Annotated in this window: 13 protein-coding genes and 3 pseudogenes; 4 read left to right on the top strand and 12 right to left on the bottom strand. The window is 41.9% G+C overall.

Annotated elements, in window-relative coordinates; translation table 11 throughout:
* The first annotated feature begins 22 nt into the window (after window positions 1-22).
* Entirely contained in the window at window positions 23-1219 is a 1197-nt protein-coding gene (locus tag KFO40_RS02895; RefSeq protein WP_370867670.1) for a metallophosphoesterase, read from the top strand.
* Between the two features lie 669 nt (window positions 1220-1888).
* Window positions 1889-2656: pseudogene (locus KFO40_RS02885) on the top strand (DNA adenine methylase).
* Between the two features lie 353 nt (window positions 2657-3009).
* On the opposite strand, the pseudogene KFO40_RS02880 reads toward KFO40_RS02885, so the two are convergent.
* The 5 genes and pseudogenes from KFO40_RS02880 to KFO40_RS02855 all read right to left on the bottom strand — a co-directional run.
* Window positions 3010-4863: pseudogene (locus KFO40_RS02880) on the bottom strand (DUF4906 domain-containing protein); the annotation flags it as partial.
* A gap of 628 nt (window positions 4864-5491) precedes the next feature.
* The gene (locus KFO40_RS02870; RefSeq protein WP_048697650.1) at window positions 5492-8344 is read right to left on the bottom strand and encodes a BT4734/BF3469 family protein; all 2853 of its coding nucleotides are present in this window, start codon (window positions 8342-8344) and stop codon (window positions 5492-5494) included.
* A gap of 240 nt (window positions 8345-8584) precedes the next feature.
* The gene (locus tag KFO40_RS02865; protein ID WP_048697591.1) at window positions 8585-8923 is read right to left on the bottom strand and encodes a hypothetical protein; all 339 of its coding nucleotides are present in this window, start codon (window positions 8921-8923) and stop codon (window positions 8585-8587) included.
* Between the two features lie 482 nt (window positions 8924-9405).
* Entirely contained in the window at window positions 9406-9981 is a 576-nt protein-coding gene (locus KFO40_RS02860) for a hypothetical protein (protein ID WP_048697594.1), read from the bottom strand.
* A 215-nt stretch (window positions 9982-10196) separates the two neighbouring features.
* Complete coding sequence (locus tag KFO40_RS02855; RefSeq protein ID WP_048697596.1) at window positions 10197-11060, bottom strand: TIR domain-containing protein; 864 nt, start codon at window positions 11058-11060, stop codon at window positions 10197-10199.
* 484 nt (window positions 11061-11544) lie between these two features.
* Between KFO40_RS02855 and KFO40_RS02850 the strand changes: the two genes are divergently transcribed.
* Window positions 11545-12258, top strand: a complete 714-nt coding sequence (locus KFO40_RS02850) for a hypothetical protein (RefSeq protein WP_195591944.1) — start codon at window positions 11545-11547, stop codon at window positions 12256-12258.
* 387 nt (window positions 12259-12645) lie between these two features.
* Window positions 12646-13879, top strand: a pseudogene (locus KFO40_RS02845) (IS256 family transposase).
* Window positions 13880-13934: 55 nt separating this feature from the next.
* Here the strand turns inward: KFO40_RS02845 and KFO40_RS02840 are convergent.
* From KFO40_RS02840 to KFO40_RS02810, 7 genes are all read right to left on the bottom strand, one after another.
* Window positions 13935-15185: a Gfo/Idh/MocA family protein gene (locus tag KFO40_RS02840; RefSeq protein WP_062694410.1), complete on the bottom strand. Its 1251-nt coding sequence runs from the start codon at window positions 15183-15185 to the stop codon at window positions 13935-13937.
* A gap of 31 nt (window positions 15186-15216) precedes the next feature.
* Complete coding sequence (locus KFO40_RS02835) at window positions 15217-18561, bottom strand: DUF1080 domain-containing protein (RefSeq protein ID WP_048697606.1); 3345 nt, start codon at window positions 18559-18561, stop codon at window positions 15217-15219.
* A gap of 26 nt (window positions 18562-18587) precedes the next feature.
* Window positions 18588-19886 carry a Gfo/Idh/MocA family oxidoreductase gene (locus KFO40_RS02830; RefSeq protein ID WP_048697610.1) on the bottom strand — a complete coding sequence of 433 codons (1299 nt, stop codon included), beginning with the start codon at window positions 19884-19886 and terminating at the stop codon, window positions 18588-18590.
* A gap of 42 nt (window positions 19887-19928) precedes the next feature.
* Window positions 19929-21188: a DUF1080 domain-containing protein gene (locus KFO40_RS02825; protein ID WP_048697613.1), complete on the bottom strand. Its 1260-nt coding sequence runs from the start codon at window positions 21186-21188 to the stop codon at window positions 19929-19931.
* 170 nt (window positions 21189-21358) lie between these two features.
* The gene (locus tag KFO40_RS02820; RefSeq protein WP_074705997.1) at window positions 21359-22807 is read right to left on the bottom strand and encodes an FISUMP domain-containing protein; all 1449 of its coding nucleotides are present in this window, start codon (window positions 22805-22807) and stop codon (window positions 21359-21361) included.
* A 13-nt stretch (window positions 22808-22820) separates the two neighbouring features.
* Window positions 22821-24482, bottom strand: a complete 1662-nt coding sequence (locus KFO40_RS02815) for a DUF3472 domain-containing protein (protein WP_167541981.1) — start codon at window positions 24480-24482, stop codon at window positions 22821-22823.
* A 13-nt stretch (window positions 24483-24495) separates the two neighbouring features.
* Window positions 24496-26340 (bottom strand): RagB/SusD family nutrient uptake outer membrane protein, encoded by a 1845-nt coding sequence (locus tag KFO40_RS02810; RefSeq protein ID WP_055229376.1) that lies wholly within the window; start codon window positions 26338-26340, stop codon window positions 24496-24498.
* Between the last annotated feature and the right edge of the window lie 5 nt (window positions 26341-26345).

Here is a 26345-nt window from a genome sequence, read left to right as displayed (position 1 = left end):
ACAATTTATTAGATTAGGCATTATGATAAGAAAAATCATATTCTTAGAAATGTTATTATGGGGAATAGCTACATTCCTGTATTCGCAAGATGAAATCTCCAAAATAACAATCACGCATGGACCTTACTTGCAAAACGTGGGATCTAACGAAGCTACCATTGTATGGATAACGGATAAGCCCTCTATAGGATGGGTGGAACTGGCATCAGATGGCAACGGCAGTTTTTACGCCAAAGAGCATCCGCGTTATTTTGACACGTCTAATGGCATAAAGAATACATCAACCATCCATGCCGTTAAAATCAAGGGACTTACACCGGGAAAACAATATCGTTACCGTGTTTTTGCTCAGGAAGTGTTGAAACATACCGGGTATAAAATCATTTATGGAGATTATGCTTCCACTGATGTCTATTATCGTAAACCGCTAACTTTTCATACCTGCAATCCGCAAGCGCCTGCCACCTCTTTTGTAATGGTCAACGATATACATGGGGACAATAAACTGCTGGAGGACTTAATGTCCCGTTGTAACCTTACGCAAACCGACTTTGTTCTTTTTAATGGTGATATGCTCTCTTTCATGAATAGTGAGGAGCAGCTTTTCAAGGGGTTTATGGATACGGCTGTACGACTTTTCGCTTCTGAGATCCCGATGTACTACGCCCGTGGCAACCACGAAACACGGGGAGTATTTGCAACCGAAATCCAACGTTATTTTTCTCCCTGTCAGGAGCATCTTTATTATGCCTTTCGACAAGGTCCTGTCTATTGTGTTGTTCTGGACACGGGAGAAGATAAGCCTGATTCTGATATTGAATATGCCGGTATTACCCAATATGACTTCTACCGTACCGAACAGTCCGAATGGTTGGCCGGTATTTTGGAAAGTGCCGAATATAAAGAAGCGCCTTTTAAAATAATTGTAGCTCACATTCCTCCCGCAGTTACTGAAGCTGGTCCCGATGAGGATTGGCATGGAAATATAGAAGTAGAACAGAAGTTTATGCCTTTATTACGCCAGGCTTATCCGGATTTAATGCTTTGTGGACACTTACATCGTTTTGTACGTCATGATGCCACTGACAAAACGTCTTTCCCCGTAGTAGTTAATGCTAACACATCTTTGCTACGTATTTATGCCACGACCACACAGATGAAGATAGAGGTAATAGATCGAAACGGAAAAATGCTGGATGAATTTATCATAAAAAAATGATATATTTATATAAGTTATTTTTCGTTTAAAATCCCAATTATTCTTTTGACTGTTAGGAGGGAAATTCTGATAAAAGTATTAAATTCATAGTGTCCAATTATAAGATTAAAATGATTACCACTATGTTCTCAGAGGTTAAAATTACAGAGACTTATTGTATGGCGAATGATTTCTATAAGGATTTATATTGCAACAGGAAAAATATATGGTCAAAGTTGGTCTATTTTATTAATGGCAGCGTCGGGGCACGGAACTGGTTGCGAAACGACCGGGAGATGTTTTCCGTAGCCCCGTATTTTTCAAGCAGCCTCGTCATTAGCAGTTGGAATTTTGGGGGCTCCTGTGTTCGGGTATAGCTGACGTATGATTTCAGGAATAGTTTCCAAAGGAAATTTTCTTTCTATCGTGTCACGTCATGCTGTTTCTGTTGCTGTGTGAAATTGTCAGTTCGCTTCCTGCTTCACCCTTCAGGAAAAAGAGGTGAATTTGCCGGTAGTAATTGGTAAGTCGGCACTGCCGACTGTGACAGCCAAAACCAGAATGGAGGGCGAAGCCCAGCAGGACAAGTTTGACTGCCAAGGTGTTTGTCACGTTGTCCTAATGTCGATCCAGCGGGACTCCATGCCATGGTGTCGTTAGAACCAACAGACTAGTCCTAGATAGATAGGAATGAACCATACCTTGCTTGCCGTTCCATTGAGTATGCGTCCGAGCTTTGTCTTCTGCCTAGGGCAAAACCCAGCTCCCTGGGTGGGAGGCAAGAGAAGACTGCTTCCGGTACTGATCCAGTCACTGCCGGAGAATATCAGGGAAATGGAAACCTATGTGAAACCCTTTTTCGGGGGCGGCGCCCCGTTCTTCTGACTGAGACAGACCTATCCGCATATCCGTTGCGTGATCAATGACTCGAACGAGAGCCTGGTGAATGTCTACCGCATCATACGCGACACGCCGGAAGAACTGGTCGGACTGCTTGCCGGCATCCAGGGCGAATACCACGCCCTGGAGGAACGTACGGAAAGAAGGGACTATTTCATGAAAAAGCGAAGGGTATTCAACGAGGAGCACCCGGATGACATCACCCGTGCCGCCCTTTTCATTTTCTTCATGCGCACCTGCTATAACGGCATCTATTCGGTCAACCGCAAGGGCAGGCTCTCGGTAACCTTCGGTACGGGCAGCCGCGCCAGGATACTGGAGGAGGAACTGATCCGCTTCAACCACAAGCTGCTGCAGGGCGTCATCATCCTGGACGGGGACTACCGCCAGACGGAAAAATACGCGGGAGAGAAATCGTTCTTCTACTTCGACCCGCCCTACAAACCCGTCAACGAGGCCGGTGCCTGTACCTCCTACATGCCGGACGACTTCGATGACGACTGCCAGATAGAGCTGGCCGGATTCTGCAAGGACTTGGGAGAGAAGGGAAGCAAATGAATGCTCTCCAACTCCGACCCCCGTCAGAAGAATCCTGGGAAACCTTCTTCGACAACCTGTACGCCGGCTTCCATATCCAACGACTGAGCATCTTCCGCTCGGTATGTTCCATAGCCGAAAAGAGGGAGACGGTAAATGAACTACTGATTAGAAGTTATTAATAAATATAATGCAAACTATAAAACTTATAAAAGATTGTATGCCTCGTAAAGTGATATCATCAATAGGCTGGACATTTAAAGTCATTTCTATTTTATATATTCAGGGAACACTCTTCTAAAAAAGAATGCCGAAGAAAAGAGGTATCCATCTTTTTCTTCGGCATAAGTTCAAAGGGTAAGAGGAGCTTTTCTTTATTCAAGGTCCCTTACGCAACGCACGTATCCCTTTTTGTCATTGACAAGCCTGCCCCTGTCGCCTCCCCAACTGGTATCGACAGTGGTGACAAACCGCAGATAACCGTTGAAAAACATCTGATATCCGGCACTGAATGACTTGGCACCATTCATGTCCCGTTTGGAAAATCCAGTCCGGGAATGGATGACCTGGCCGTCTGTCATATTCAAGGAATAGAACTTATCCCCCTGAAAGAAATCATAGACATCTTTCTTCTCCCTGTCATCCCAGTCGAACAGGCTTCCGCTCATTATCATCAGTTCAGCCTCATTGGGCAGACGCCATGTACCCAGGTCACTTTTATCCGGATTCTGGTAATAATAGGCACAGGGAGAGTTGCCTTTTTCCACATCGTCCATCAGCGTACTCCACGTTTCGAAATAATACTCACTTTCCCTGTTTGGATTGTTCAAATCCTTCGGCTTGTCTATTCTATTTGCAATATATTTTGCAACCTCAAATCCTTTCTGATAGATCGTATTATTCTGGGAGGTCTCGTCATGCGCCGGAAGTTCATAAATGGCCCTTGAAGCTCTGGTAGTACTGGCAGGCAGGTTGTCAGCCTTGAAAATCAGGTACTCATCCTCCGTCCGGTTGTTGATCAGCGTCTTGGCAAGTTCATCTTCCATCTCATCAATATGGTAACTGTGGTCCTCAGAAGTCTCCAGGATCCCAAGATCCCTGACCAGTCTCACGTCCGAATAGGGGGGTCTTTCTCCCGGACTCGCAGTTCTTTGGTAATCGAATTCATATATGGGGGTCATACTATGGGACTCCTCAATAAGTATAATAGGATTACAGCTGTTCAGTGTCAGGTTGGTACTTCCCATGAAAGCCCTTGAGGTGAATAACGCTGTAGCATTATCCGACGGAGCATGCCCGACAAGCCTGCTCTTCAAAGGCAATGAACGTTCCGCCACATACAGCATGTTGATCTCGCTGACGGAGGGGATATACCACTGCATCTCACCGGCCTGCATCTGGCCGTCACGGTTATTGTCCCGATTTCTCAGGAACGGGGTAAAGCAGGCATATGTCGCATGATAGTTACTAAGAGCAGGATTATAATGATCCTTGCTGAGCGTCAGTTTCGCATTGTCCACTTTTGTCATGACCTTCCAGATCTGGTCCTCTTTCCCCCGATTCATCGGATCGCGCATGATTTCCCCGCTGAACCCTCCCGCAAGTCCCGAACGTGCCATCGCTTTCCAGGTATTCGTCCAGCCATTCGCATAGTACTTGTTATAGAAGGCGTCCGCCTCACTGGGGGCTTTTACTGACCAGTCCAGGTCTTCGGTCTCGTTCACGTTCTCCACCCCCCCCCACACGCGCATGCCGTCGGGACAGCTGACAAACACCGTCTTTATGGACATCTGGCGAATCGAGACAATGGCCTGGTGATACCGTGACTGTCCGTCGGGGGAGATTTCATGTGAGGTGTTCACCAGCAGGTCGAAGGTCCGGTCTTCGACATTGGCAAAGGTCTTCCACAGATCCTTGTCCTGGGGGGCGTTCTCCTGCATGGGATCTCGCTCATAGAAATACTCGTTGGCGTAAACCGTCACCTTGCAAAGTCCCGTAGTGGCGTTGAACACATAGTCGGGTTCGGTCATCAACCTGTAAAGGAACTCCTCCAGTGAGAGCAGGTACGCCCCCGTATCGGAATAATACTTCATCGTCTCGTCCCCGTTGTCAGAGAGCGTGCTCGGATGGATATAGAATGCAAGCCAGCCCGTATCGGCCTTCTTATCTCCGGAGGGAACGTAGCCGTTGTTCTTCAGCTGTTCCAGTTCCGCTTTCAACATCTTCACTTCATTCGCAGTCGGTTCGGGAAGGATAATATCATATCGTGAGTTACGACCGATATTCACCTGCTGTGGCGAACATATACCGACCAGTTCCACCAGTTCTGCCAGGTCAAATTGCATCAGGGGCTCACAGGTTACATAGGTGGGGATTCCATGACTAGCAATCTCTCGCATAGCAATTGCACGTTCCCGGGGCAGGGGAGCATTCCTCATTATATCCGGATAAAAACGGTTCGTCTCAATGGTGGTGCAAAGGACGGACTTTCTCATGACCGGATGATCCAGATATTCCAAAAAACGAGCGGGATTCTTGGATTGGAAGAGATACCTGTTATCAAAACCGTCACAATAGTCCAGTACCTGCTCAATCCACTCTGCCGGGACATTAGCCGCCCATTCATCCGTACTGCTGCCTACAAAGATAAAGTTGCCTTCCCCCAGGTTCACTTTCAGTTCCTTCAGCTCCAGACGCAAGGGAGGCAGGAGAAGTTTACATCTCATAAAACAATACGCACAGGAGTGTTCACATTCGCCTTTCATCGGGTTATATGTATGTGAAACGAAAGCATACATGTTCCCGATACTTTTATTCAGTGCCATAATTCTTTTTTTTAAGTTAGTTATTTTTTTTTCATTTTCTATTTCTGTACCGCATACGTTCACACCCGAATATATTATTGGCGTAAGCGTATTCGATTATTTCCGTTATATCAAAACCGGGAATAAGTTCCTCTATGAATGCCTTTGCCTTACCCGGCTCAACGCCAGCCTTACATAAGATACCCGCATAGGACATCGCCGTATTATTCCTGCCATTGCTCAAAGATTTCCCGTTCCATGCTTTTCTCAGTATCCGGATAATGCTGTCATCAGAAATGACTTGTTTGTTCAACTGGTTCAGAAAACCTTCGACCCAGGATTCGTCCTGTACCAGAACAGGTTCTCCTTGCACATCCCTGATAACTGTTTCTGTCATCGTATTGGGTATGACAGGTTCCGGTGTTCCCGGTACAAAGTGAAAGGGAACAGGAGATGGATTTTTCCATAAGTCCGGATCATAGGAGAGATAATTCCCTCTGGCCAGGTCGGTGGTGCTCTTGTCTATCCAGGGACAATCAAACAGCTTTACTAATTGTCCGTACAGGTCATAGTGATAAAGCGGTTCACAGTTATCATGCAGGATGATCGCTTTATACCCCGTTCCGCCTGGAGTGACAAAACAGGCATAGACACATGGAAATCCCTGCAGCCACCTGACAAAATCCGGCATATCATCCACCCCGATATGGTCAAAATCGAGAGCCGTATAGGAGGAGTAGACTGTGCATTCATTCTTATGTCTGGACCTGAAGGTTCCGTTCCAGGTGGCTACGGGGAGAAGGGCTTTCTTCCTGTTTTTCTCATCTTGGGTTCCAGCACTCCTGACGGCTTCTACTTTAGGTTTCAGATGATAGTAGGTGTCATCCCGGATAATTTCTAGCAGCTTGTCCACGTCATATTCCTGTGCTTGGGTTACATCGGTGATTCTAGGAAACAGGGAGACTTTTTCCCGTGCATGTGAGATAATTCTGAATATTGCTGTTTTTTTACCGTTTATCCTAATAGTCTTCTCTTCACAAGTCAGGTAACCAGTAATATCGGATGCGCTCGGTTTACCCTGTATTCCCAGGTCATGATAGATTCCCCGAAGGATTTCCTTTACTTCCGGTCTTGTAGATTCACCGCCTACTTTCAGTACATTCATCAGTCGACCGGCGATTTCATTCCTGGGTAATAACTTCATGGGAACCGGGGCAAGGGCTTGTTTTATATAGTCCTCCCGCCAGTATGAGCTCTCAAAGCCCTCCCTTCCCAGGGCATCGTAGTAATCTTTGTATTTCCTTTCGATAAAGTTGCATTCCTCCAGGAGCAGTGGGGCATTTTCATGCAGGTCACAATACATCCTGGCCTTTCTGTCGAACCGGTTGTCCATGTTCCATTTGGTGAAGATTCTTTGTATCTCCGGATTATTGCTGTCGGTAGCCTTTGTCACATTCACCCCGGCTTTCAATGCACGGTACATGGAGAAGTCGTTGTTATAGATTCGGTCGGATACTTCCCAGGCCCTCCTGTCTGCTATCTCCAGAATTTCATTCTTAACGACATGCACATGATTATCCGCATCTCTGACTATACAGCAATAATGCTTCTTGTGACCTTCCGTTCTTATGTTATCCTCCATCAGCCGCAATTGTTCGTCTTTGTTGGGTACGGCATTGTAGTTCTCTATCTGACGCAGAGTTCCCTCATTCTTCTCCCTGATGGAATTCTCCAGTTCATCCCTTGTCGCTTTGGCTTCTTTGGTATTGAAATAAAGAGTGGCTGAATTCCGGAAAGGGTTTTCCTCAAGTCTCTGGCGGCCTACTATTTGCTGGAGGTCCACCGAAACATCCACTGCCATGCAACTGACTTGCGGATTGGCAAAAATGTATGAATAGGCGTTGGTCGAATAGAAATCGGCACCTATATATACAGTTGAGGTACAGAAAGTGAACATTTTATGTGGCTCTCCTCTTTGTGGGATATCTCCGATCCTGAATTTCATGCCCGTTTCTCTGGAAAGATTATCCAGTTTCCGAAGATTATCAGTCTTGGCTGAACAGATAATGGCCGTTTCTTCCGGTGTGAGCCCGTTCTTTTTGATAATCTTCTTGATTTCAGAAACGCTGTTGATATAAAACACGGCCTCCCTGGCGGTAAAACCTTCTCCATTCACAACGGTTGACTTGCCGTTGCCTTCCCGGTATTTCCCGATCAGGTCAGAACACAGTTCCAGGACGGGTTTCTTAGATTTCACAACTTCGACATTGGGAGTCTGTGTCATATCCTCCGGCCAGAGAAGCTCATAAATGGTCATATTCCTGAACTGTTCCGTCATGTCCAGATAGGAGTCCAGATAGGGCGTAGCCGACAAATAGATGACAGTGGAGAATTTCCGGAGTACCTGGCATAGCTCATATTCCGTAGTGGCCTTGTACTGGCAATCGTAAAATATAGCCTGGAACTCGTCTATCACTACCACCCATTCGGATATATCCTCCCCCGAACTAATCAGGACTTCCATGATTTTCCTGAGTGAATCATACGTTGTCAGTATCTTGTTCCCTCCGGATCTGATATATCCGGTTAGGTTTTCATTGAAAGCAAGCGTGTCGGTCGGGGAAATAAGTCTGCTTTCAAAATACCTCTTCTTATCCCCCTGGTAACGGTACAGGTGCAGGTTGTCGGAGAGATGCTGGGAATACTTGTTATAGAGCAGATGCTTTCTGGGACTGGCTAATATGACTTTCCTGCCTGATCTTAGATAGGCTTCAGTAGCTCCGCATCCGCATATACGTTTGTTTAGAATGTAATGTTGTCCTTCCGGCAGCAGGGTATTCCATAAGTCATGCCAGTCTGAAAGGTATCTGATCCCCTCAGGGACATTTAATGTAATTTTATGCATTGTTTCACTTTTAAGATTAATGGGGTAAGTCGGAGACAGAGGGTATACGATAGTAGAGAGTATGTAATACATAACCGAAGGGTGGAATATTTTATTCTTCAAAACACACTCTTCTTTATACATTTTACCTCTTTTTGCAAACTTTTTTATTCCACCTTTATCTCCCTTCAGGGAGTTATGTATGTCACTTCACTACGTTCCTTTACTCTTTGCCTCCAGCCAACCCCGGTTATACAAAATTTATGGTTCATCTGTATTTTTATCGAAATCCCCCTTAGTCTTTTGTGAATGTATATTCAGGGTTACTCCGAAAGTGCGTAACAGGTATTTCTTTAATCCCAGGTAGGCTTCGATCTTTGGATAATCCCTTTCACATATGCCCCTGAATTCTTTGAGGGACACATTAATGACCAGCCCTTCATGCAGATCGTATTTTTCTTGTAATCTCTTGATATCCTCTTTGTATCTTCTGGGTATTCTCTGTGGAACTGTTTTTTCGCTGACATCAGGACAATCCCTTACCTGACGGTCTAGTATAGAGCTATCGTTCTTACTTGACAATATTATATATGTTTTCATACATATATCAAGCTTTCGAGGGATTTGAACGGCAAAACAGATATTTTTTTGAAGGAAAAGAAATGGTCGGGCTAACCCTGAATCTCTTTTTATCCGTCTGTCCCGGGAAGGTGTCCCAGAAAATATGTACATTTTGGAACTTTACCCATGTGATGTAAATAATACGAAATAGATGTTTGTGTGTAATCTATTGATAATGTTTGTAACTATACAAATACTTACTATATCATGTCTGTAATTATGCTTGTTTACGAATGATAAAAAACATAATTTTGGAGGGTATTTTATATAAATTTCATGCCTAAAATGCTGAAAAATGTGATATCCGGGACAGTGGGATCGTCAGTTCCGGGACAAAGGGACAGTGGATAACTCAAGGGGGCTTAAGAAGCTTCAGATAAACAAAAAGACTGAAACTCATTATTGAATTCCAGTCTTCATTGTATGATTACGTAAAAGTCTTACAGGATATGGTCTTTTTATCAGGCTGCGTTGTCGGGGAATTGTGCATCCTTAATAGCATCCGCGCTGGATTCTTCACTGTCCTTATGCTTTTGAACCACACGGTCAACAGCAGATTTTGACAGTTTCATATGATCTGCTATTTTCCTGACGGAGTATCCTTTTCCACGCAGGGTGAGAATCTCCTGTTCCACCTCTGGTGTAAGCTTGCTTTTACCCTGTGCCAGCAGATCCTCTTCCTCACATTCCCGAATGAATTCCAAATGGAGATAGCCGTCACTGCGAATCTCAAAATGCCGTACTTTGTCAGGAATGGCATTGCTGCGTGACTTGAGAACCTTGACATACACCTCAGTAGCATTACATTTGGCTATTGCAAGCACATTATCCGCCAAGTCAGTCAGTTTGGCGGAACCGGCCAGGTCCTGCATCTCAATAGGTTTGGATTTGTCCCGCTTTCTTGTATGCATCAGCGTTATCACTGTTACGTTATAGCGTCCACAGATTAATTTCAGCCTTTTCATCAGCTCCTTTGCAACTCTGGCCGTGACACTTCCTGTTGCCGCCACTGTGATACTGTCCAATATGAACAGCACCTTTTTTTATTCCATTTTTTTGCAATGGTTTCTATTTCGGAAAGAATCCTTTCAAGGTCTTAGGTGAAGTTCACTTTGATTTCTTATGACTTTATTTGTAATTATATAAATCTCAGTATTGCTAAGATACAAAATCTCGATTTCAAATCAAAGTTTAAAGAAAATCATATTATTGCATCTTTTACGCTTCTATATACGCTCTTGTAATCAGATATTTATAAATTCTTCAGGTTTTCGACGATGTCATCAATTGTGTGAATTGAAGTGTTTAGTGCAAGCTTATCAGCTAATGATGGACTAAATCTTAAAACTTCATCTTTCGTTATTTTATGCCAAATTGGTAAAATAACCTTGTGCCCATTCATTTCTCTGGCAACCATGCCATTCAATTCATATTCCGTCCAATTCTTCTTGACAAAGGAAGGGGAGATTATGACAATTCCATAATTAGCATTGGATAAACCATAATCTATTTTCTTTCGGAGACTATCTCCGATTTTTAGTTCAAACTCATCATACCAAACTTCAAAACCATTATTCCTTAATGCTTCGGCTAAATCTCTAACAATATCATCTTTATCTTCTGAAGCATGTGAGATGAAAAAGTCATATTGTTTAGTCGGCTCCGGAATATCCTCTGTCGAAACCAATTTATTATTTTGTGTTGAATAATTTTGGGCGATAAGAGTCTCCAAATGTCTTTTTTGAATTTCAATTTCACTTTGTAACTTCTTTTGGAACTTTAATTGGTCATCTTGTAGTTTCTTTTGTTCGCTTTGTTGTGCTTTTAGCAACTCTTGCCTTTTTTTCCCCAGTTCTGCTGACTTTGTTGCAATACTTTTTTGATAGCTCGCAATTTTGGTTCTGCAATTAAGAATATCCTTTTGATATCCATCTATTTGCCGTTGCTTTGAGTTAAGAGTAGAAATAGAAGTATTTTTATTGATAGTTCTATGCACCGAGTCTATCTGTTTATTCTTATCAATTTCTTTTTTGTTTTCATCAGCAATTTTCTTCTGCAAATCTGCAATATCTTTTTCTAACCGATTTATCTGATTTTGATAGTAAGATGAATTCATTTTTATATCCTTGTTTAAAAATTATGGTTTACAGTAAATAACTTATCAAAGATAGTGAAATTTTCCGATTGATGAACTCATAAAATAAAGTTTCTCTGGCGAAATTTTGCTTGCATTGATAAAGTAACTATTTTAGTACATGGAAAATATAAATTAAATCGTATATTATGGTAGAATATTTTATTATAATTTGAATTAGAGGAGGGATCCGGTGAAGCGAAATGATAAATATTCAATATATTTCAGGGTCTGAGTGAGGGATAGAGAAATTAAAGTTCCGACAGGAATTGATATTTAAAAAGAACGTTGGGAGGATACAAAGGAGGAGTCAACAGGTTTGATATGAAATCTGAAGATTTAGACTTTTACGTAAGTTTTACTTCAACAGTTATCGTTTTCGCCTTCATGAATTTACTCAGTTGCTCTCGGAATAAAAGCATTGTAAAAAGTAGATAAAGGCCTCAATCGGGGCATAGATATAGATATGAAGAAAGAAAATGTTATTGAAAAAGGAATGGTGGCGATTAAAGGCATCACAGCAATGATACCTGTACTAGGAGGTACTTTAACTTCTGTTTGGTCAGATATAGATGCAATTCAAGCTAAGCGAAAGCACGAACGGCTTGAAGAATTTTATCTTTCCTTAGAAATGGAAGTTCAAAAGATTAAAGAGCAAATTAATGAATCATACATCAATCAACCTGATTTTCTTGATGTGTTTGAACAAACTGCTAGGCATATTGTAAATGAACGTAAAGAAGAGAAAAGAATTTTGTTTAGAAATATTTTGCTTAGTAGCATTACTGCAAAAGAATGCAGCTACGATAAAACGGAAAAATATTTAAGAATATTAGAACAAATGAATGGTTTGGAGTTACTAATTTTGCGAATTCTTCAAAATCCTTCAGAATTTAATCGGCAAAATGGAGAGAAAATAAAAGATCCCAATGCTCCAACACCTGGCTACAGAAACCTGATATTCTATACCAGAACTTATTTTTTCATAGAGATGTTGAGCGAATTATTAAATGCTGCCCAAGAAGATGTTGCCGAAAGTATATACTATCTTGAAAGTAATAGACTTATTGTTGATAATGTTTCATTATCAAAATTGCAAACCAACGGTCATCCCATTCGTACTTTAGAGGATAAATTGACTTCTAAAGGGAAAGATCTTATAGCATTCATTATTCGATAATTGCATAAGTAAAACAATTCGGGATTTTACGAAGGAATTAAAGGTGTAATAAAGTAATTTGACAAATTGATAATGTTGAGCTATATAGGTTACTCTTTGACTTAAGTGCTAATATCTTATCTCTCCATAGGAAAAGCATAGCTAAAAAAGCAGAGAGATATTGAGAAGCTGATCAAAAGGTTTAATGAATTATGTGACATTGAGCGGGAATCCACTAATGAAATAAAAAATGAAATGGCGGGGTAAGCTAGAGGCAAATACTCAGTGAGCGAAGCGAATGATGATAGCATAACTTCCCGAAGGGGAGGGCACTATAAAATATTTTGTGTAAATTGAAATACGGGATTCATATTAGAGTCTCGTATTTTTATTTTATACATTTGTAAAATGAAGAAGATTATGAAAGAAAAGAATCATGTAGTGCCAGATGAAGTATTAAGTAAGGAGTTCCTTAGCCAATTCAAAACAGAATCCAATGTGAGCAAGTTTCTTAAACAGTTACATGCCCAAGTATTGGAGAAGATGCTTGAAGGTGAAATGGACGCATATTTAGGCTATGAAAAGAATTCTATAGCCGGGAATAATACCAGTAATTCACGTAATGGCAGCTATCCGAAGAAAATCCAAACCGAACATGGGGAGGCTGTTATTTCCATTCCCCATGATCGTAACAGCCAGTTCGAACTGATTGCAATGCCCAAACACGAAAGCAGTGGACTTTCGATAGAAAAGCTTGTTATTTCCTTATATGCCAAAGGAATGAGTGTTTTCGATATAGAGGAAGAGATGTGTGAGATTTATGAAATAGAACTCTCTACATCAGCCATTTCCATCATTACAAACAAAGTAAACCAGGCCGTTCAGGAATGGCAGAACCGCCCTTTGGATCCGGTTTATCTGATAGTCTGGATGGACGGAATCGTCTTCAAAGTACGGGGATAACGGCAAGATCATAAACAAGACCGTTTATCTTTGTGTCGTCCTGAAGCAGAATGGCCTGAAAGAAGTTCTTGGCATGTGGGTTGGCAAATCGGACAGTTCTTCTTTCTGGATGGGTGTACTGACTGATTTAAAGGTACGTGGAGTGCAGGATATACTGATTACCTGTATCGACAACCTGAATGGATTTACGGATACCATTCGTACCGTATTCCCTCAGTCGTCCACTCAAATCTATGTGGTACATCAGATCAGAAACTCCTGTAAATATGTCGTTTATAAGGACAAGAAAGAGTCTACGGCAGATATGAAGAATATCTATAATGCACCCAATAAGGAAGTTGCTGCCACAGAACTTGATAATCTGGAAAAGAAATAGGGAAGAAAGTACCCTTATGCCATACTTTCATGGAGAAACAACTGGGATGACCTGACTGTTTTCTTCCAGTTTTCACTGGAAATCAGAAAAATAATCTATACCACAAATCTCATTGAAAATCTCAACGGGAAAATCAGAAAGTACACGAAATCAAAGTTTTTATTCCCTTCTGATGATGCCGTGAAGAAAACAGTATATCTGTCACTAATGGAGATTGAGAAGAAATGGACATAGCCAATTCATAACTGGGGATTGATTATGAACCAATTTATGCTTATTTTTGAAAACAGAATACAGATATAAGAGGAAACTTACAACTGAATCCTGTTTCAATTTACACAAAAAATAGGACAGTGCCTTAAAAAACAATAATGCGTTCTTCTCTGCGGCTACGCTCCGCCTCATAGCAGATGAGATGGCTTTCTACAGAAACATCGATGGCAGTAGCGAGAGATTTTTTGCTGGAACGGACGGCTTCAATGAAATCCTCCATCAAAGCCAAGTCTGCTCCTGCATGAAACGGAGTGCCGGCAATATCCGAAAAATCATAGACCGTTTCTTCCCTTCCGCAAAACCGTTTTACGCGTAAAGTCGTTTCATCTCCGTCTATTTCTCCTTCCGTCAGGCAAATGTGTGTTTCCCGATTATCTTTCAAAGTAAATACATCCATTGAGAAATTAATCGTTACTTCACTTTCCATTTCCATAGATACAATCTGATGGTCTACCACATCGTTGTCACAATGATATACACAACGCCCGTAAATCCCTACATGTAATTGGTATTCAATCACATCATCAATCGTTTTACCCTCCGGTACATCAAAATTAGCGATCCACTCACGACGCTCACGATATAACTTTACAGCCGAAAACGGACAATCATTTTCAACACTGCAATCAATGCACCGATCGGCTGAACCTTTTGGGGCATTCGCACTGTGAAACCAACGCAGAGAACCGAACGAGGTTAACTTATGGCAACGGGTGCGTGTAAGCCATAACAGAAAATCGATGTCATGACAACATTTGGAGATAAGCATCGGATTGGTTATTTCCTCTTTACGCCACATGCCTCTCACAAACCCATGTGTAGAACGGTCTATTCCTACTGATGAACGATGATTTATTGAAATAATTCTACCTAATTCTTCAGTGTCAATCAGCTCTTTGATCTTCATGAAATACGGATGATATCGTAATACATGGCAAACTGCAACGATAACCCCTTTTTCTTTTGCAGCCTTGCCAATGGCAATGCATTCTTCCAGTGTCTGGGCTATAGGCTTTTCCAACAAAACATGAAACCCTTTGCGGATGGCCATCATGCTTGGCTCAAAATGCATGTTTTCGGGTGTACATATCAGGATGGCATCCGACTTGACAGGATTGTGAAAAAAAGTCTTATAATCGGAGCAACACTGCGAAGCGTCCAATCCAAAGCGTTCCGCTACTTTATTACGCCGGATGTCATTTAACTCCACAACTCCGACAAGCTGTACCTTGTCAGGGTTTATTTTTGCATATTCCAGATATTTGTTAGCCCGGTTACCGGCTCCTATCACTACGATGGAGACCGGTCTGCGGGCATCATTTGCCTTGATATTCATAAAGAAGTATGAAAGCTATCTTATTAGTTTTTTATTTGCTCAAATCCTTGATACGGATATTACGGAATTTCACTCCTGCACCATGTCCTAGAAATCCGATATGTCCCGACTTGTTGAAGAGTCCGGGATGATTCTTCCTGTCTACAGTATGTGGGTTCTTTGTAGAACCGTCTTCCGATACGTTGTGTCCCTGGCATGCTTCACGAATGTTTCCATCCAGTATAATTTCACCGTTTACAGTTACGGTAATACGATCTCCTACTGCACGGATTTCCTCGGTATTCCATTCACCTAATGCAGGGAACTTCACTCGTTTGGCAGGAATGATACCGTATACTGACCCATGTTGTTGATATTCACGTAATCCTTTATAAATAGGAGCGTCATGATCTAGTATTTGAATTTCCATACCTTCATATGCTGCGTCCACTCCCATCGGAGTGCGAATGCCTACGCCATTGTTGACACCTTCACGCATAAATGCAAACTCAAAGCGAAATACAAAATCGCTGTATTCTTTTACTGTATAGAGGTTTCCGCTACCACCGTATTGTGCAGTCACGTAGATAGTTCCGTCTACAGGTACATAGTCGGTTGTATTTCCTGTCCACTTGTGCATGGAAGTACCATCGAATAATATCTCAAATCCCTCCTTTGCTTCTTCTGCAGGAAGGTTGAATTTCGGAGTAGAAGGAAGTTCGCGGATGTACATCTCTCGGTATTCTACAGGTGTGCCTTCTCCTATCAGCATCAACTGACCTTTCACATAAGCCGGAATATTACGATCGCAGGAGTTTTCAAGGATAATATTGGTGGCGGTCACCACACCGTTCACACTGACAGTCACCCGGTCGTTCAATACCTTTACATAAACTGTATTCCATTCACCTGCTATATTATCGGCTACTTTTTCCGGTGTATTTTTTGTTTTTATGTTGCCGGACAAAGCCCCGGATTTATCACCGCCTAAGTCTATTTGCCGAATAGAACGCACGCCCAAACCTGCCTTGCCTGTGCCTTTCCATTCAAACCATAGTTCAAAGTTCTCATAATTGCCAGTACCCAGAATGGCATTTTTACCACCGGTATAAGCTATTCCATTTTCTGTAATCTTCCAAAGATCGCTAGTTGTGGCAGTCAATGCTTCGTGTTTTTTGATTTTCTTGGGATTCATTGAAGCCTTCTGAGCCGGATTCAACGCAATTACTGTCCATTCGGCATTACCGAATATCGGAATGTAGGCTGCCTGCGGAAGTCTTTGCAATATGGCATTAATGTCATCGATGGCATAACCGGCATCCGCATGACCAGCTTCCTTAAAACATGCAATTGCTTTTTCCAAAGCTTTGCGTACCGGTTCACCGCCGAAATTTTCAGAGTTCTTTGAAGCGATAGTTCTTACTGCCTCGGCAGCAGCTTCAGCCGTAGCCTTATTATCCATGTATTTTTCAACCAACATCAAAGCCTGATAAGTATGAGTTTCACCCAACAGGTTAATAAGGCGATTCTGTACTTTCACATCGGAAGCAATTTCCAATGCCCTGCGATACAATTGGTATTTTCGTATCGATGTATGGGCAGACTTGGCAACCAAACTTGTGTAGCGGTTTAATGCAGCTTGAGCATTCGTTTTGTCATTAACTGCAATGTTATAGAGAACCTCGATCATTTTTATATTGTCAATATTCACCAATGACGCGAATGCTTCCTGTTTGTAATTGCCATTGTATCCTTTTAGAATCTCAGCAATGGATTCAGGATTACCCGCTTGCGCAAGAACCGGATAGTACAAGGAAGGATTACAGGATTTGTTGACATATGGAATTACGGTAGCATATTGTTTATCTTTAGGCAAAGGCAGAACTGCGTTCCGCATCGCTTTCTGAATTTGAGGAATGTTCTTGCCACTCTCTTTTTCAATCAATCGGCTGAGACGTTCAAGATCTGACGGACCTACTACACCCTCAAGAGCCTTATAGGCAGCAGTGCGTACATCGTTTTCTGGTGAAGTCAGCATATTAAACACTTTATCGGTCGCTTCGTCCATACTGCGTGTAGAAGCAAGATTTAGTGCGGCAATCCGAATGGCTTTGTCCGCATCCAACGCTTTCATGATATTGTTGTTGATTTTACCGTTAAATGAGAGCAATGCTTTGGTTGCAGCATCGGCATGATTACTATTCAGTTTTGCAATTAGAGCTTCCAATGCTGTATCGCCGCCAATCTTTCCGGCAGCAGTAATGGCAGCAATGGCAATCTCCTCGTCGTCGGAGTCCATATTGGTTATTACGGCATCAATCTGTGAAACTACATGATTAGTACCGAACCAATTTAATATGTCAGCCTTTACTTTCTTATTGTTCTTTGCCTTTAATGTCTTTGCCAGGTTTGCATATAAGGTTTCATCAGCAATGTTTTCAGATAGGCGTAAAGCGTTCACTCTATATTCACGATTACTGTCCTTCAAAGCGGCAAGGATGTAAGAGACAGCTTTTTTGCCCTCTGCTTCAATAATTACATCGAGAGCAGCACCACGTACATAAGCCTTGTCAGTATCTTTTAGCAGTTTTTTTGCTGCATTAGCTGCGATATGTCCCTCGTCGTTGACAACCATTGTCTTGAGTAGTCGCAAATAGCAAGCAGTAACATCTGTTTCCGGTATCCACTCATACTTCGCTGCTTTGGCGGCTTTCTCCAATGTAGAAAGGGAGGCGGATGAACCGCAAATACTCAATGCGTGATAGATTGCTTTTTGAGTTGGAGCGTCTGCATTCTTCAACCATTCCAACAGTATAGGTTCGGCCGTTTTCAGTCTTTTTACGCCGACAGCATAGGCCAGTTTCTCTCGAGGAGCAACCTCTTTCTTAATGAGATCAAGAAGTGCCTCGTTTGCCCCTTCAGTATGTGCCAGTCCGTTGATAGCCCATTCTGCCAGATAAGCATCATGCAGGTATTTTACAAAAACAGGGATGTCCTCAACTGTTGCACAACGTTGCAACTGGCTCATTAGGAATGCTCGGTTTGGATTGTCAGTACACTTTTCAATGGCTTTTGCTAAACCTTTTCTCACTTCAGCCCTTTTGTCTGCTTTATCCGGAGCGGTAACATAAGAAACTACACCATACAAAGCATGCTCAATGGAAGCGTTCTTACCTTTGTCTGCCGGAACAAGCATTTCTCCCAACAGAACTATGCCGGCAGTACCGGTGGACATCAGTTCATTCATTATGTTGTTGTAGTCTTGTTGTTTGGCAGCAGGAAGCTGGTCTAACGCATCAGCTATAATAGTGGCAATAGTACGCTGGCGGGCATCCTGTGCCGCAATACTCCACGGCAATAAAGCTGCAAAAGTTAATGCCCAAAATATCTTTTTCATATCTTTCATTTTTCAGTATTAGTAGATTAAAGTTTCCAGGGATTTCTCATCGGCTGGTCAATCAATTGATTGGCGGCATCGTCGTTGATGAACTGCTGCGCTACTGGGTCAAAATGTAGTGTACGGTTCAGACGAAGGGCGCAAAGGGCCATATTTACGATGTTGCAGCTGCGGTGCCCGTTCATTTCATTCAAGGCGAACAGTTCCCTATTTTTGACACATTTGATAAAATCCGTGTTCTGCGGTTCCGGATCAGGCAGTTCAGCAATGATGTTCATTATGTCCGGAGCAGGCTTACCGTTTAATTCACATTCAAAACCTTTATAGACTTTACCTTTTGGACCTTCTATATACGGTACCTTATTGCCACTTTCAAACCCTTCACCTTCCAATACTATCTGGCATCCGTCTAGGTAAGTATAGGTAATCTTACGCCAAATACCGATAGCATCAGGATGTTGCTGGGGAGCATCTACTTCGACTTTGATAGGATTGGTATTATCTTTTCCCAATATGTATTGTACCGGGTCAATATAATGCTGTCCCATATCCCCCAGGCCACCTCCGTCGTAATCCCAATATCCCCGGAATGTGGAATGAACGCGATGAGAATTGTAAGGCTTGTATTGAGCCGGTCCCAGCCACATGTCATAGTCCAATTCTGCCGGGACTGGTTCCGGAGCAAGATTTTCCTTTCCTACCCAAAAGAATTTCCATGTGAAACCGGTAGCACCCGAGATGATTACTTTTAATGGCCAGCCAAGCAATCCGCTGTCTACCAGTTTTTTTAATGGTTCAACAGTAGTACCCAGTCCGTAGAAATTATCTTTAAAGCGAAACCATGTGTTCAGTCGAAATATACGATTATTCTGTTTCACGGCTTCCATCAAACGTTTACCTTCACCGATAGTACGTGTCATCGGTTTTTCACACCAGATGTCCTTTCCTGCTTTGGCTGCCTCGATGGCCATCAGACCGTGCCAGTGAGGTGGAGTAGCGATATGTACGATGTCTACATTCGAATCTTTAATTAGGTCGCGAAAGTCGTGATATGTCTGCAATGTTTCATTGAATTTCTTCTTGCCCAGGTCTACTGCTTTTTGTAGGTGGTTCTTGTCAACATCACACACAGAAACAAGGCGACACTGTTCATTACTTGTGAAATGGTAGCTACTTCTGCCAATTCCGCCTACTCCAATGATACCTTTTGTCAATTGATCGCTTGGAGCAATATGGTTGGGCCCACCCAATACTTTGCTTGGCACGATAGAGAACAAAGCGAGGCTGCCCATGCCTTTTAAAAATTTTCTTCTGTCAATTCCCATATTTTGTACATAAGTTATTGTTGTATATGTTTTAATACTGTCTTACAGTCTTGTCAAACGGATATTGCGCCACTGCACCTTGATACCGCCCCCGTCGTGAATCTGTAATGCGATACGTCCTTGTGTGGCACCAATCTTTTTGTCTGTCAAATCTGCCATCAGTTCACCGTTCAGCCATGTTTGTACATGCGCACCTTCCACGCGGATGCGTAAAGTATTCCAGTCTCCCTGTTTCAGGATATTTTCTTTTTCATCTGGAATTTGTACCAGCCAACCGCGCCCGTAAGATTCATAAATGCCACCGGTATCGTTGCCCGTCGGAGCCACTTCGCATTGCCAGCCGTGAATCTTGACCGGTGGCTCGATGAATGAACGGAAGAAGACACCGGAATTGCCATTAGCTAATTGCTTAAATTCCAGATTCAAGTCAAAATCGTTGTAATAATCGCGGGTAGTCAAATAACCGTATTGTTTGTCTTTTCCACTTTCACATACCAAACAGCCTTCTTTATCCACATACCACAATTCGGTTCCGTACACTTTCCAGCCGTTCAAGTCCTTTCCGTTAAACAGGAACTCCGTTTTAGCAGGTATCTTCTTGGATAATTCCTTTATTTTGATGTTGCGGAAGGAAGCAGGATAGCCATGATCCTGTAAACAGAGAACTCCCTTGCGCCCCAAACCATATTCAGGAGACATTTCCCATTTACCGCTTTCTTTGCGTTGAAACCAATCGTCGGTCCATGCCTCGAATTCCAAAATTTTATGTCCGTTTAAGTAATGTTCTACATGCCCATTATCGAACACGATGCGTGAGTTATTCCATTTGCCTTGTGGATTTACGAACATGGAGTCTGGGTCTGGAAGATGCATTGCATAGTCTACTCCCAGTTTCTGCCATTCTTCCAATTTGGTGGGAGCGTTTGTCTTTTCCCAACCTTCTACATCAATCAACTGATATTCAGGGCCGGTTACATACGGAACTTTAAAATAAGGATCTTCTACTACGTGATAAAGCATGCCGCTATTGCCACCGTACGAAAGTTTCCAATCCCAGTCAAGAATAAAATTGTCAAATTCCCGATCGGTTACGATATAACCTGAAAGGTCACTTCCGTCACCATTTGCTTGAATACATCCATCTACTACATGCCAAGGTTGTGTGAGTGAATCTCCATTATAGTCACGCCAGCCATTGAGTGTGTTTCCATCAAATAATAGTTGCCAACCGTCAGCTATTTCCGCTTTGGTCAAAGTGTTGTGTTGAGGAGCTGACACACAGGATGCCATGGTGGTAAGCATAGCACTTACAACGGTTCCAAACAAAGTCCTATTTCTCATTCGTTTCAAAATTTAAAATTATTAATTATATTAACAATGTGACATATTTGTTCTTTTTCCAATCATACTATCGACGGATTTTTCTGCCAATAGTATGATTGTTGATATAGAAAACTCTGTAAAATGGATTGTTATTGATGATTGTCGATTCGGACAAGACGAATGGAACAAGCATCCGTGACATGATTCCATTGGCGTACTCCGGCTTGATCGGCCGCTTTGCCGTCTCTCTCTGCTAAGTTATATCCTTGACCTGCATTTCCATAGAAGAAAAACGCTTGCCCTAAATAACCTAAGGCAAAAGCTCCGTTGCTATATATTTGTCCGGCAGGCACTATACTTAAACCTGTTAAATCGGATACTGTATTAATATCAAACGCACCATTGCCGCCGTTGTTCCAATTGTATCCCGGTGCCAATAATGTTCCCAGTTGGTCCTGTCCGATATACTTAAACAAGCGTTGCCAGTCAGTTACATTACCCATTAATCCGTTACTATTATTTCCTCCTCCGGTAGAGATACGCCACAGACCATCCACAATGCTGCCGGCTAATAAGTCTTCATCTGCCACTACTTTACTTGTGTATAAATAACCATATAAGGAAGCATCAACATCAGAGTCACCACCTGGGTATGTATAAGATGCAACTTGTTGATTCAAAGAATTCATAGCACTAAATGGTATCTCCGAACCATCACCAAATTTTGTTGTACGGAGGTTAGTCCCCAACCATACTTCACTACCTATTTTGACAGTTGGATATGAATTGCCTGATATATCCGCTACTAAATACGGCTCAGCCACAACTTCAACAGCATTTTCTTGTTCCTCTGTTGTAATACCGAAAGCAGAAAGATAAACTGTTTGAACAGCATTAGAATTGCCGGCTACATAATCAAGTGTATTTTCGTTATAGTTGAATGCTACTGTTCCTCCGTTTTTGTCGATGTCGGACACATTGCCGTCATCGTCTACCAAATATGCGACCAACCCTCTGGTATAATCAGCCGCTCCACCTTGACCGGTATAAACAACGACAGCCTTTGAAGCAATATGATCATTTTTTAGATACTCCAGACAGATTTCCGCAACTTTTAATTTATCATCCATCACCTTATAAATCTTGCTTATATCAAAATTCTCGACAGAAGGAATTTTGAATTTATAGACTTTCTCTATCGGATAAATAGGTTCTGCTGCTTTTGCTTCCTGCACTACTTCAATCTTTCGAGTAACTGAAAAAACCTTTATAGTTAGAATCGTAGAACGTGCAATCATTCGTGGATTATCTTCCAATGCAAGCGATATCCTATTTCCTTCGAGTGTTACGCTGCACCATCTTTCTGCATCGGAAGGAACGTGGAAAGAAATTGTCGAGTTATCCATGTTGGATATAATCTCTATTTCTCCTGCTGCTTCTTTGGCCGGCAAAGTAATGCTCTCTTCCGGTGTTATCAATACTGTTGGTGTAATGCCTGGATCACCGTTGACAGTTACCGAATAATAATCGTCGCATGCATTCGTTGCTAATGCGAGGACAAGCAACATCGTGGCATATATAAATTTTATCTTTTTCATTATTTTGAATTATTTATTCAACAGATGGAATATTCTCTAATCTCTTAAAGTCAATGTCTGGAGCTGTTCCACTGGAAGGACGGGTAAAAATCTTTCCATATTCCGTATGATCATCCGAGAAGCCGAAACTCTTTAGAACGAAACCACAATTCTTCTCATCGACCGAGCCGGAATAGTCGTATCTCAAACCCTGTATTCCCGTATTGTCACAGGTGAATTTAGCTGTCGTAATCTCTTTCCAGTCGCCTGACGCAAGCCGTACCCACTGGTTTTTGTAGAGTACGGAACGGGTATAGATTGAGTTTACCGGATCGAAGTTCTCTAGGAATGAATGAGCTCCCTTATACCATGTATTTGTGTCCGGACGTAAGAAAGATGCGATTAGCTTCCATTCATTGTCTGCATAAAAATAGGCTGTATAAATGGTGTTTCCGTTTCCGTCCGGTTTCACCTGAACAAGCGCTTTGTACACCGTGCCAGCTTTCCAACCGCAATGTAACCAACTTTGTCCACCGCTTCCTTCATTTCCAAACTCTCCGACAGTGACATTCTTACCTTTGCGTAATAGCTTCACTCTTTTGTCCTCTGGTATGTCACTAGGATTGTCAGTAGAATAAGGGCTCCAGACAGAGAACAAAATAGTGTGCTCACCGGAACTCGTTTGTTGAATACCCATATAGCCTTCGGAGAACCCGTTCATCATATAGTATGAACTATTTCGGACATTTTCTTCTGTGACCAAAACTTCATTATAGAAATACTCAACATTAGCTTCGGGCATTGTATACCCCCAATGCACGGAAGCTCCTCTACGAAAGAAGTAACAATTCAACTTATCTTCAGCCATTTTTTCTTCTGTTACAAAATGATTGTCGCCCATTGTCGCCTGTCCACCTATCCGGAAACCAGTGACATCACCGAAAGATTTACCGCTTCTTGATACTCCCTGCATATCCACCCGGATATATCCCGATTTTTTTATCGGAATTGTAGCAATACCGTATATTTTAGAAGTAGGACCACTGATAGTAACATCATACGTTTTGTCCCGTATCTTGAAGCGTACGACACTATTTCCGGTTTCATTGCTTCCAACGACTGCCAAATTCATATTACCAGTTTCGCCCACATGGAAGTAGGTGCTGCTAACAATTGTTTTGTCCATCCATGTATCCTTGAATTTACCGGTATAGAGGTCTATTTCGGAAGAAGCTGGAGGAGTAGTCATATACGAGTTTCCGGCAAAAGGAATAAAAATCGGTACATCCGCTTCGTTAAACGATACTGTCGGATTCTCCTGAATTTCACCGTCTGTCGATTTTTGAATGATAGTGATTTTACCTAACTGAACCAATGAAGCGTTATCCAGAATATAAATATATCCTTCTCTGCTTAGTTTGGAAGTATTTGTCGCTATGTTCCAAAGAGTCTCTTTGGTGCCGCTAGTTGCTTTCACCCACTCTACACTAGGTACATATTTTAGTGCTACTGTAGGGTCACTTGGTGTGACAGTAAACGAGACACTGCCCCCTTTACCTTCTACAATTATCTCGTCGGAAGGAGTAATAGTCAATGTCACCTGTTTAGTTTTATTTCCATCAATTTTTTCATTACCACAAGCTGATGAAAAAACTGTTAGAAATAGACATAAAATACAATAGAGGTTCATTTTCATAATCATTTTCTTATTACCAATATTTGTTTTGAACCATTTTTTCATTGTTATCCAAGTAAGTCTGGTAAATAGGCCATAAATACATTTTCTTCAAGAATATTCGTTTCTGTATTTCTGTTCGTTTGAAGAAATCATTATTGGTTTTAGCATCCGTATTCATACCAGAAATCGGGGTTTCAAAAACTTTTTCCGCTTCTTTCCAACGACGGATATCCATATAACGCATTCCTCCTTCAAATGCAAATTCTACTCTGCGTTCATGGTGAATCGCTTCACGCATTTCCGATTGTGACAAACCGGATTTTAAAGCAGGCAGTCCGGCACGTTCACGAATTAGATTTACATACTTTGTAATATCTGTATGTCCTGGATTATATTCATTTAGTGCTTCTGCATAATTCAGATACATCTCTCCTAAACGAACAATGATCCCCGGTTTATAAGGATAAGACCCTGAACGGGTGGCAGGATGAATGGCCTTATTAATTTGATAACCAGCTATTGGACTATCATGCGAAGGTTTACCATCTTGCCCTCCGTTCAAAAAGTTGTGTTGCCTCTTGTCATCATCGAACGAACAATATTTGCCATGAAAACGAATGTTGGCATAAAAACGGGGTTCTCGATTAACGTACATATTATATGTACCTTTCGGTGTCACCAATCCTTCTTTCTTATCCGCACTACCATAGGTATATTTCGTAGGATAATATGTATCTTCAGTAGAGAATCCTTCTTCTACATATCCTGAACCTAATTCATCGATGCTTAAGCCATTTTTCATAAAGAAAGCATCCACGATGTTCTGTGTGGCACTGATACAACCTGCAAAACCGGATTTGCGAGGCATTAAATGGTATTCATATAATGAACTTGTTTTTCCTGGGAAGGCCATTATAATTTCCGGGTTCTGTTCAGTAGTAGTCAGATATAAATTGGTACAGGACATTAATGCATCAATGGAACCGTCTTCCAGGTACTCTTTGTACAAATCATATTCAGGAAGATCAATAACCAACTTGGCTGCTACTGCTGCTTTCTCCCACTTTTTGTTATCTTTGCTTTGACTAAAAAGTGGAGTTCCGTCTTTATTGACGACATCCTTGAAATCTTCATTCCCGTTAAATAATGGGCTGGCTGCAAACATTAGCATACGGGCGCGCAATGCCAGACATGCACCGGAAGTGGGACGTCCGATGTTTACATTATCATAGGAAGAAGGTAGTATCTTGGAAAGTTCCATAAATTCATTGTCCAAGTAGTTTACGATTTCATCATAGGGAGTGCGCTCTTTTTTCAGTACCTCACCCGAATCATTTACGTCCATTAATGAAGTAATCAATGGGAACGGTCCGTACACCTCCAGCATTCTTGAGTAATAGTAAGCAATTAGGAACCGAACTTCATTCTTATATCGTTCTACTAGTTCGACTGTTTGTCTCTGGTCTGGAATCTCTTTTACTCTTTCCAGGAAAATAAGTCCTGAACGCACTTTTTGATAGGTCTCTTTCCACAGATTTTTTCCTGGAATAATTTGTGTAGGTGTCCAACTTCCTTGTTGTACATTCATCAGATTTCCCCAACCAAACTGTCCCAGTGACGAAGCCATTTGTGTCTCATCACTCATCATGTAATAGCCATATCCGGCAAAATTCATGTATTCCCACAAGGGATCGGGTACAAGATTATAAACACCTGCCAACCATTGCTTTGTATAATCTGCATTGTCAAATACAGCATCTATAGTCAGCATATCATCCGGTTCTTTATCCAAGTAATCGCAAGAAGAGAAAAACGGGATGACGGCAACAGCCAGCATCATTGTTTGGATATATTTTTTATATGTATATTTTTTCATTGTAC

The sequence above is a fragment of the Bacteroides sp. 1001302B_160321_D4 genome (genome assembly GCF_015667765.1).
GTDB classification, from domain to species: domain Bacteria; phylum Bacteroidota; class Bacteroidia; order Bacteroidales; family Bacteroidaceae; genus Bacteroides; species Bacteroides xylanisolvens.
Note: the sequence above shows the minus strand (reverse complement) of the source record. Positions and strands in the feature narration are given on the sequence as shown.

Excerpts from the sequence above, each read along its gene's own strand:
- KFO40_RS02895 (WP_370867670.1), top strand. The coding sequence starts at position 23 with ATGATAAGAAAAATCATATTCTTAGAAATGTTATTATGGGGAATAGCT.
- KFO40_RS02870 (WP_048697650.1), bottom strand. The coding sequence starts at position 8,344 with ATGCATAAAATTACATTAAATGTCCCTGAGGGGATCAGATACCTTTCA.
- KFO40_RS02865 (WP_048697591.1), bottom strand. The coding sequence starts at position 8,923 with ATGAAAACATATATAATATTGTCAAGTAAGAACGATAGCTCTATACTA.
- KFO40_RS02855 (WP_048697596.1), bottom strand. The coding sequence starts at position 11,060 with ATGAATTCATCTTACTATCAAAATCAGATAAATCGGTTAGAAAAAGAT.
- KFO40_RS02850 (WP_195591944.1), top strand. The coding sequence starts at position 11,545 with ATGAAGAAAGAAAATGTTATTGAAAAAGGAATGGTGGCGATTAAAGGC.
- KFO40_RS02840 (WP_062694410.1), bottom strand. The coding sequence starts at position 15,185 with ATGAATATCAAGGCAAATGATGCCCGCAGACCGGTCTCCATCGTAGTG.
- KFO40_RS02835 (WP_048697606.1), bottom strand. The coding sequence starts at position 18,561 with ATGAAAAAGATATTTTGGGCATTAACTTTTGCAGCTTTATTGCCGTGG.
- KFO40_RS02830 (WP_048697610.1), bottom strand. The coding sequence starts at position 19,886 with ATGGGAATTGACAGAAGAAAATTTTTAAAAGGCATGGGCAGCCTCGCT.
- KFO40_RS02825 (WP_048697613.1), bottom strand. The coding sequence starts at position 21,188 with ATGCTTACCACCATGGCATCCTGTGTGTCAGCTCCTCAACACAACACT.
- KFO40_RS02820 (WP_074705997.1), bottom strand. The coding sequence starts at position 22,807 with ATGAAAAAGATAAAATTTATATATGCCACGATGTTGCTTGTCCTCGCA.
- KFO40_RS02815 (WP_167541981.1), bottom strand. The coding sequence starts at position 24,482 with ATGAAAATGAACCTCTATTGTATTTTATGTCTATTTCTAACAGTTTTT.
- KFO40_RS02810 (WP_055229376.1), bottom strand. The coding sequence starts at position 26,340 with ATGAAAAAATATACATATAAAAAATATATCCAAACAATGATGCTGGCT.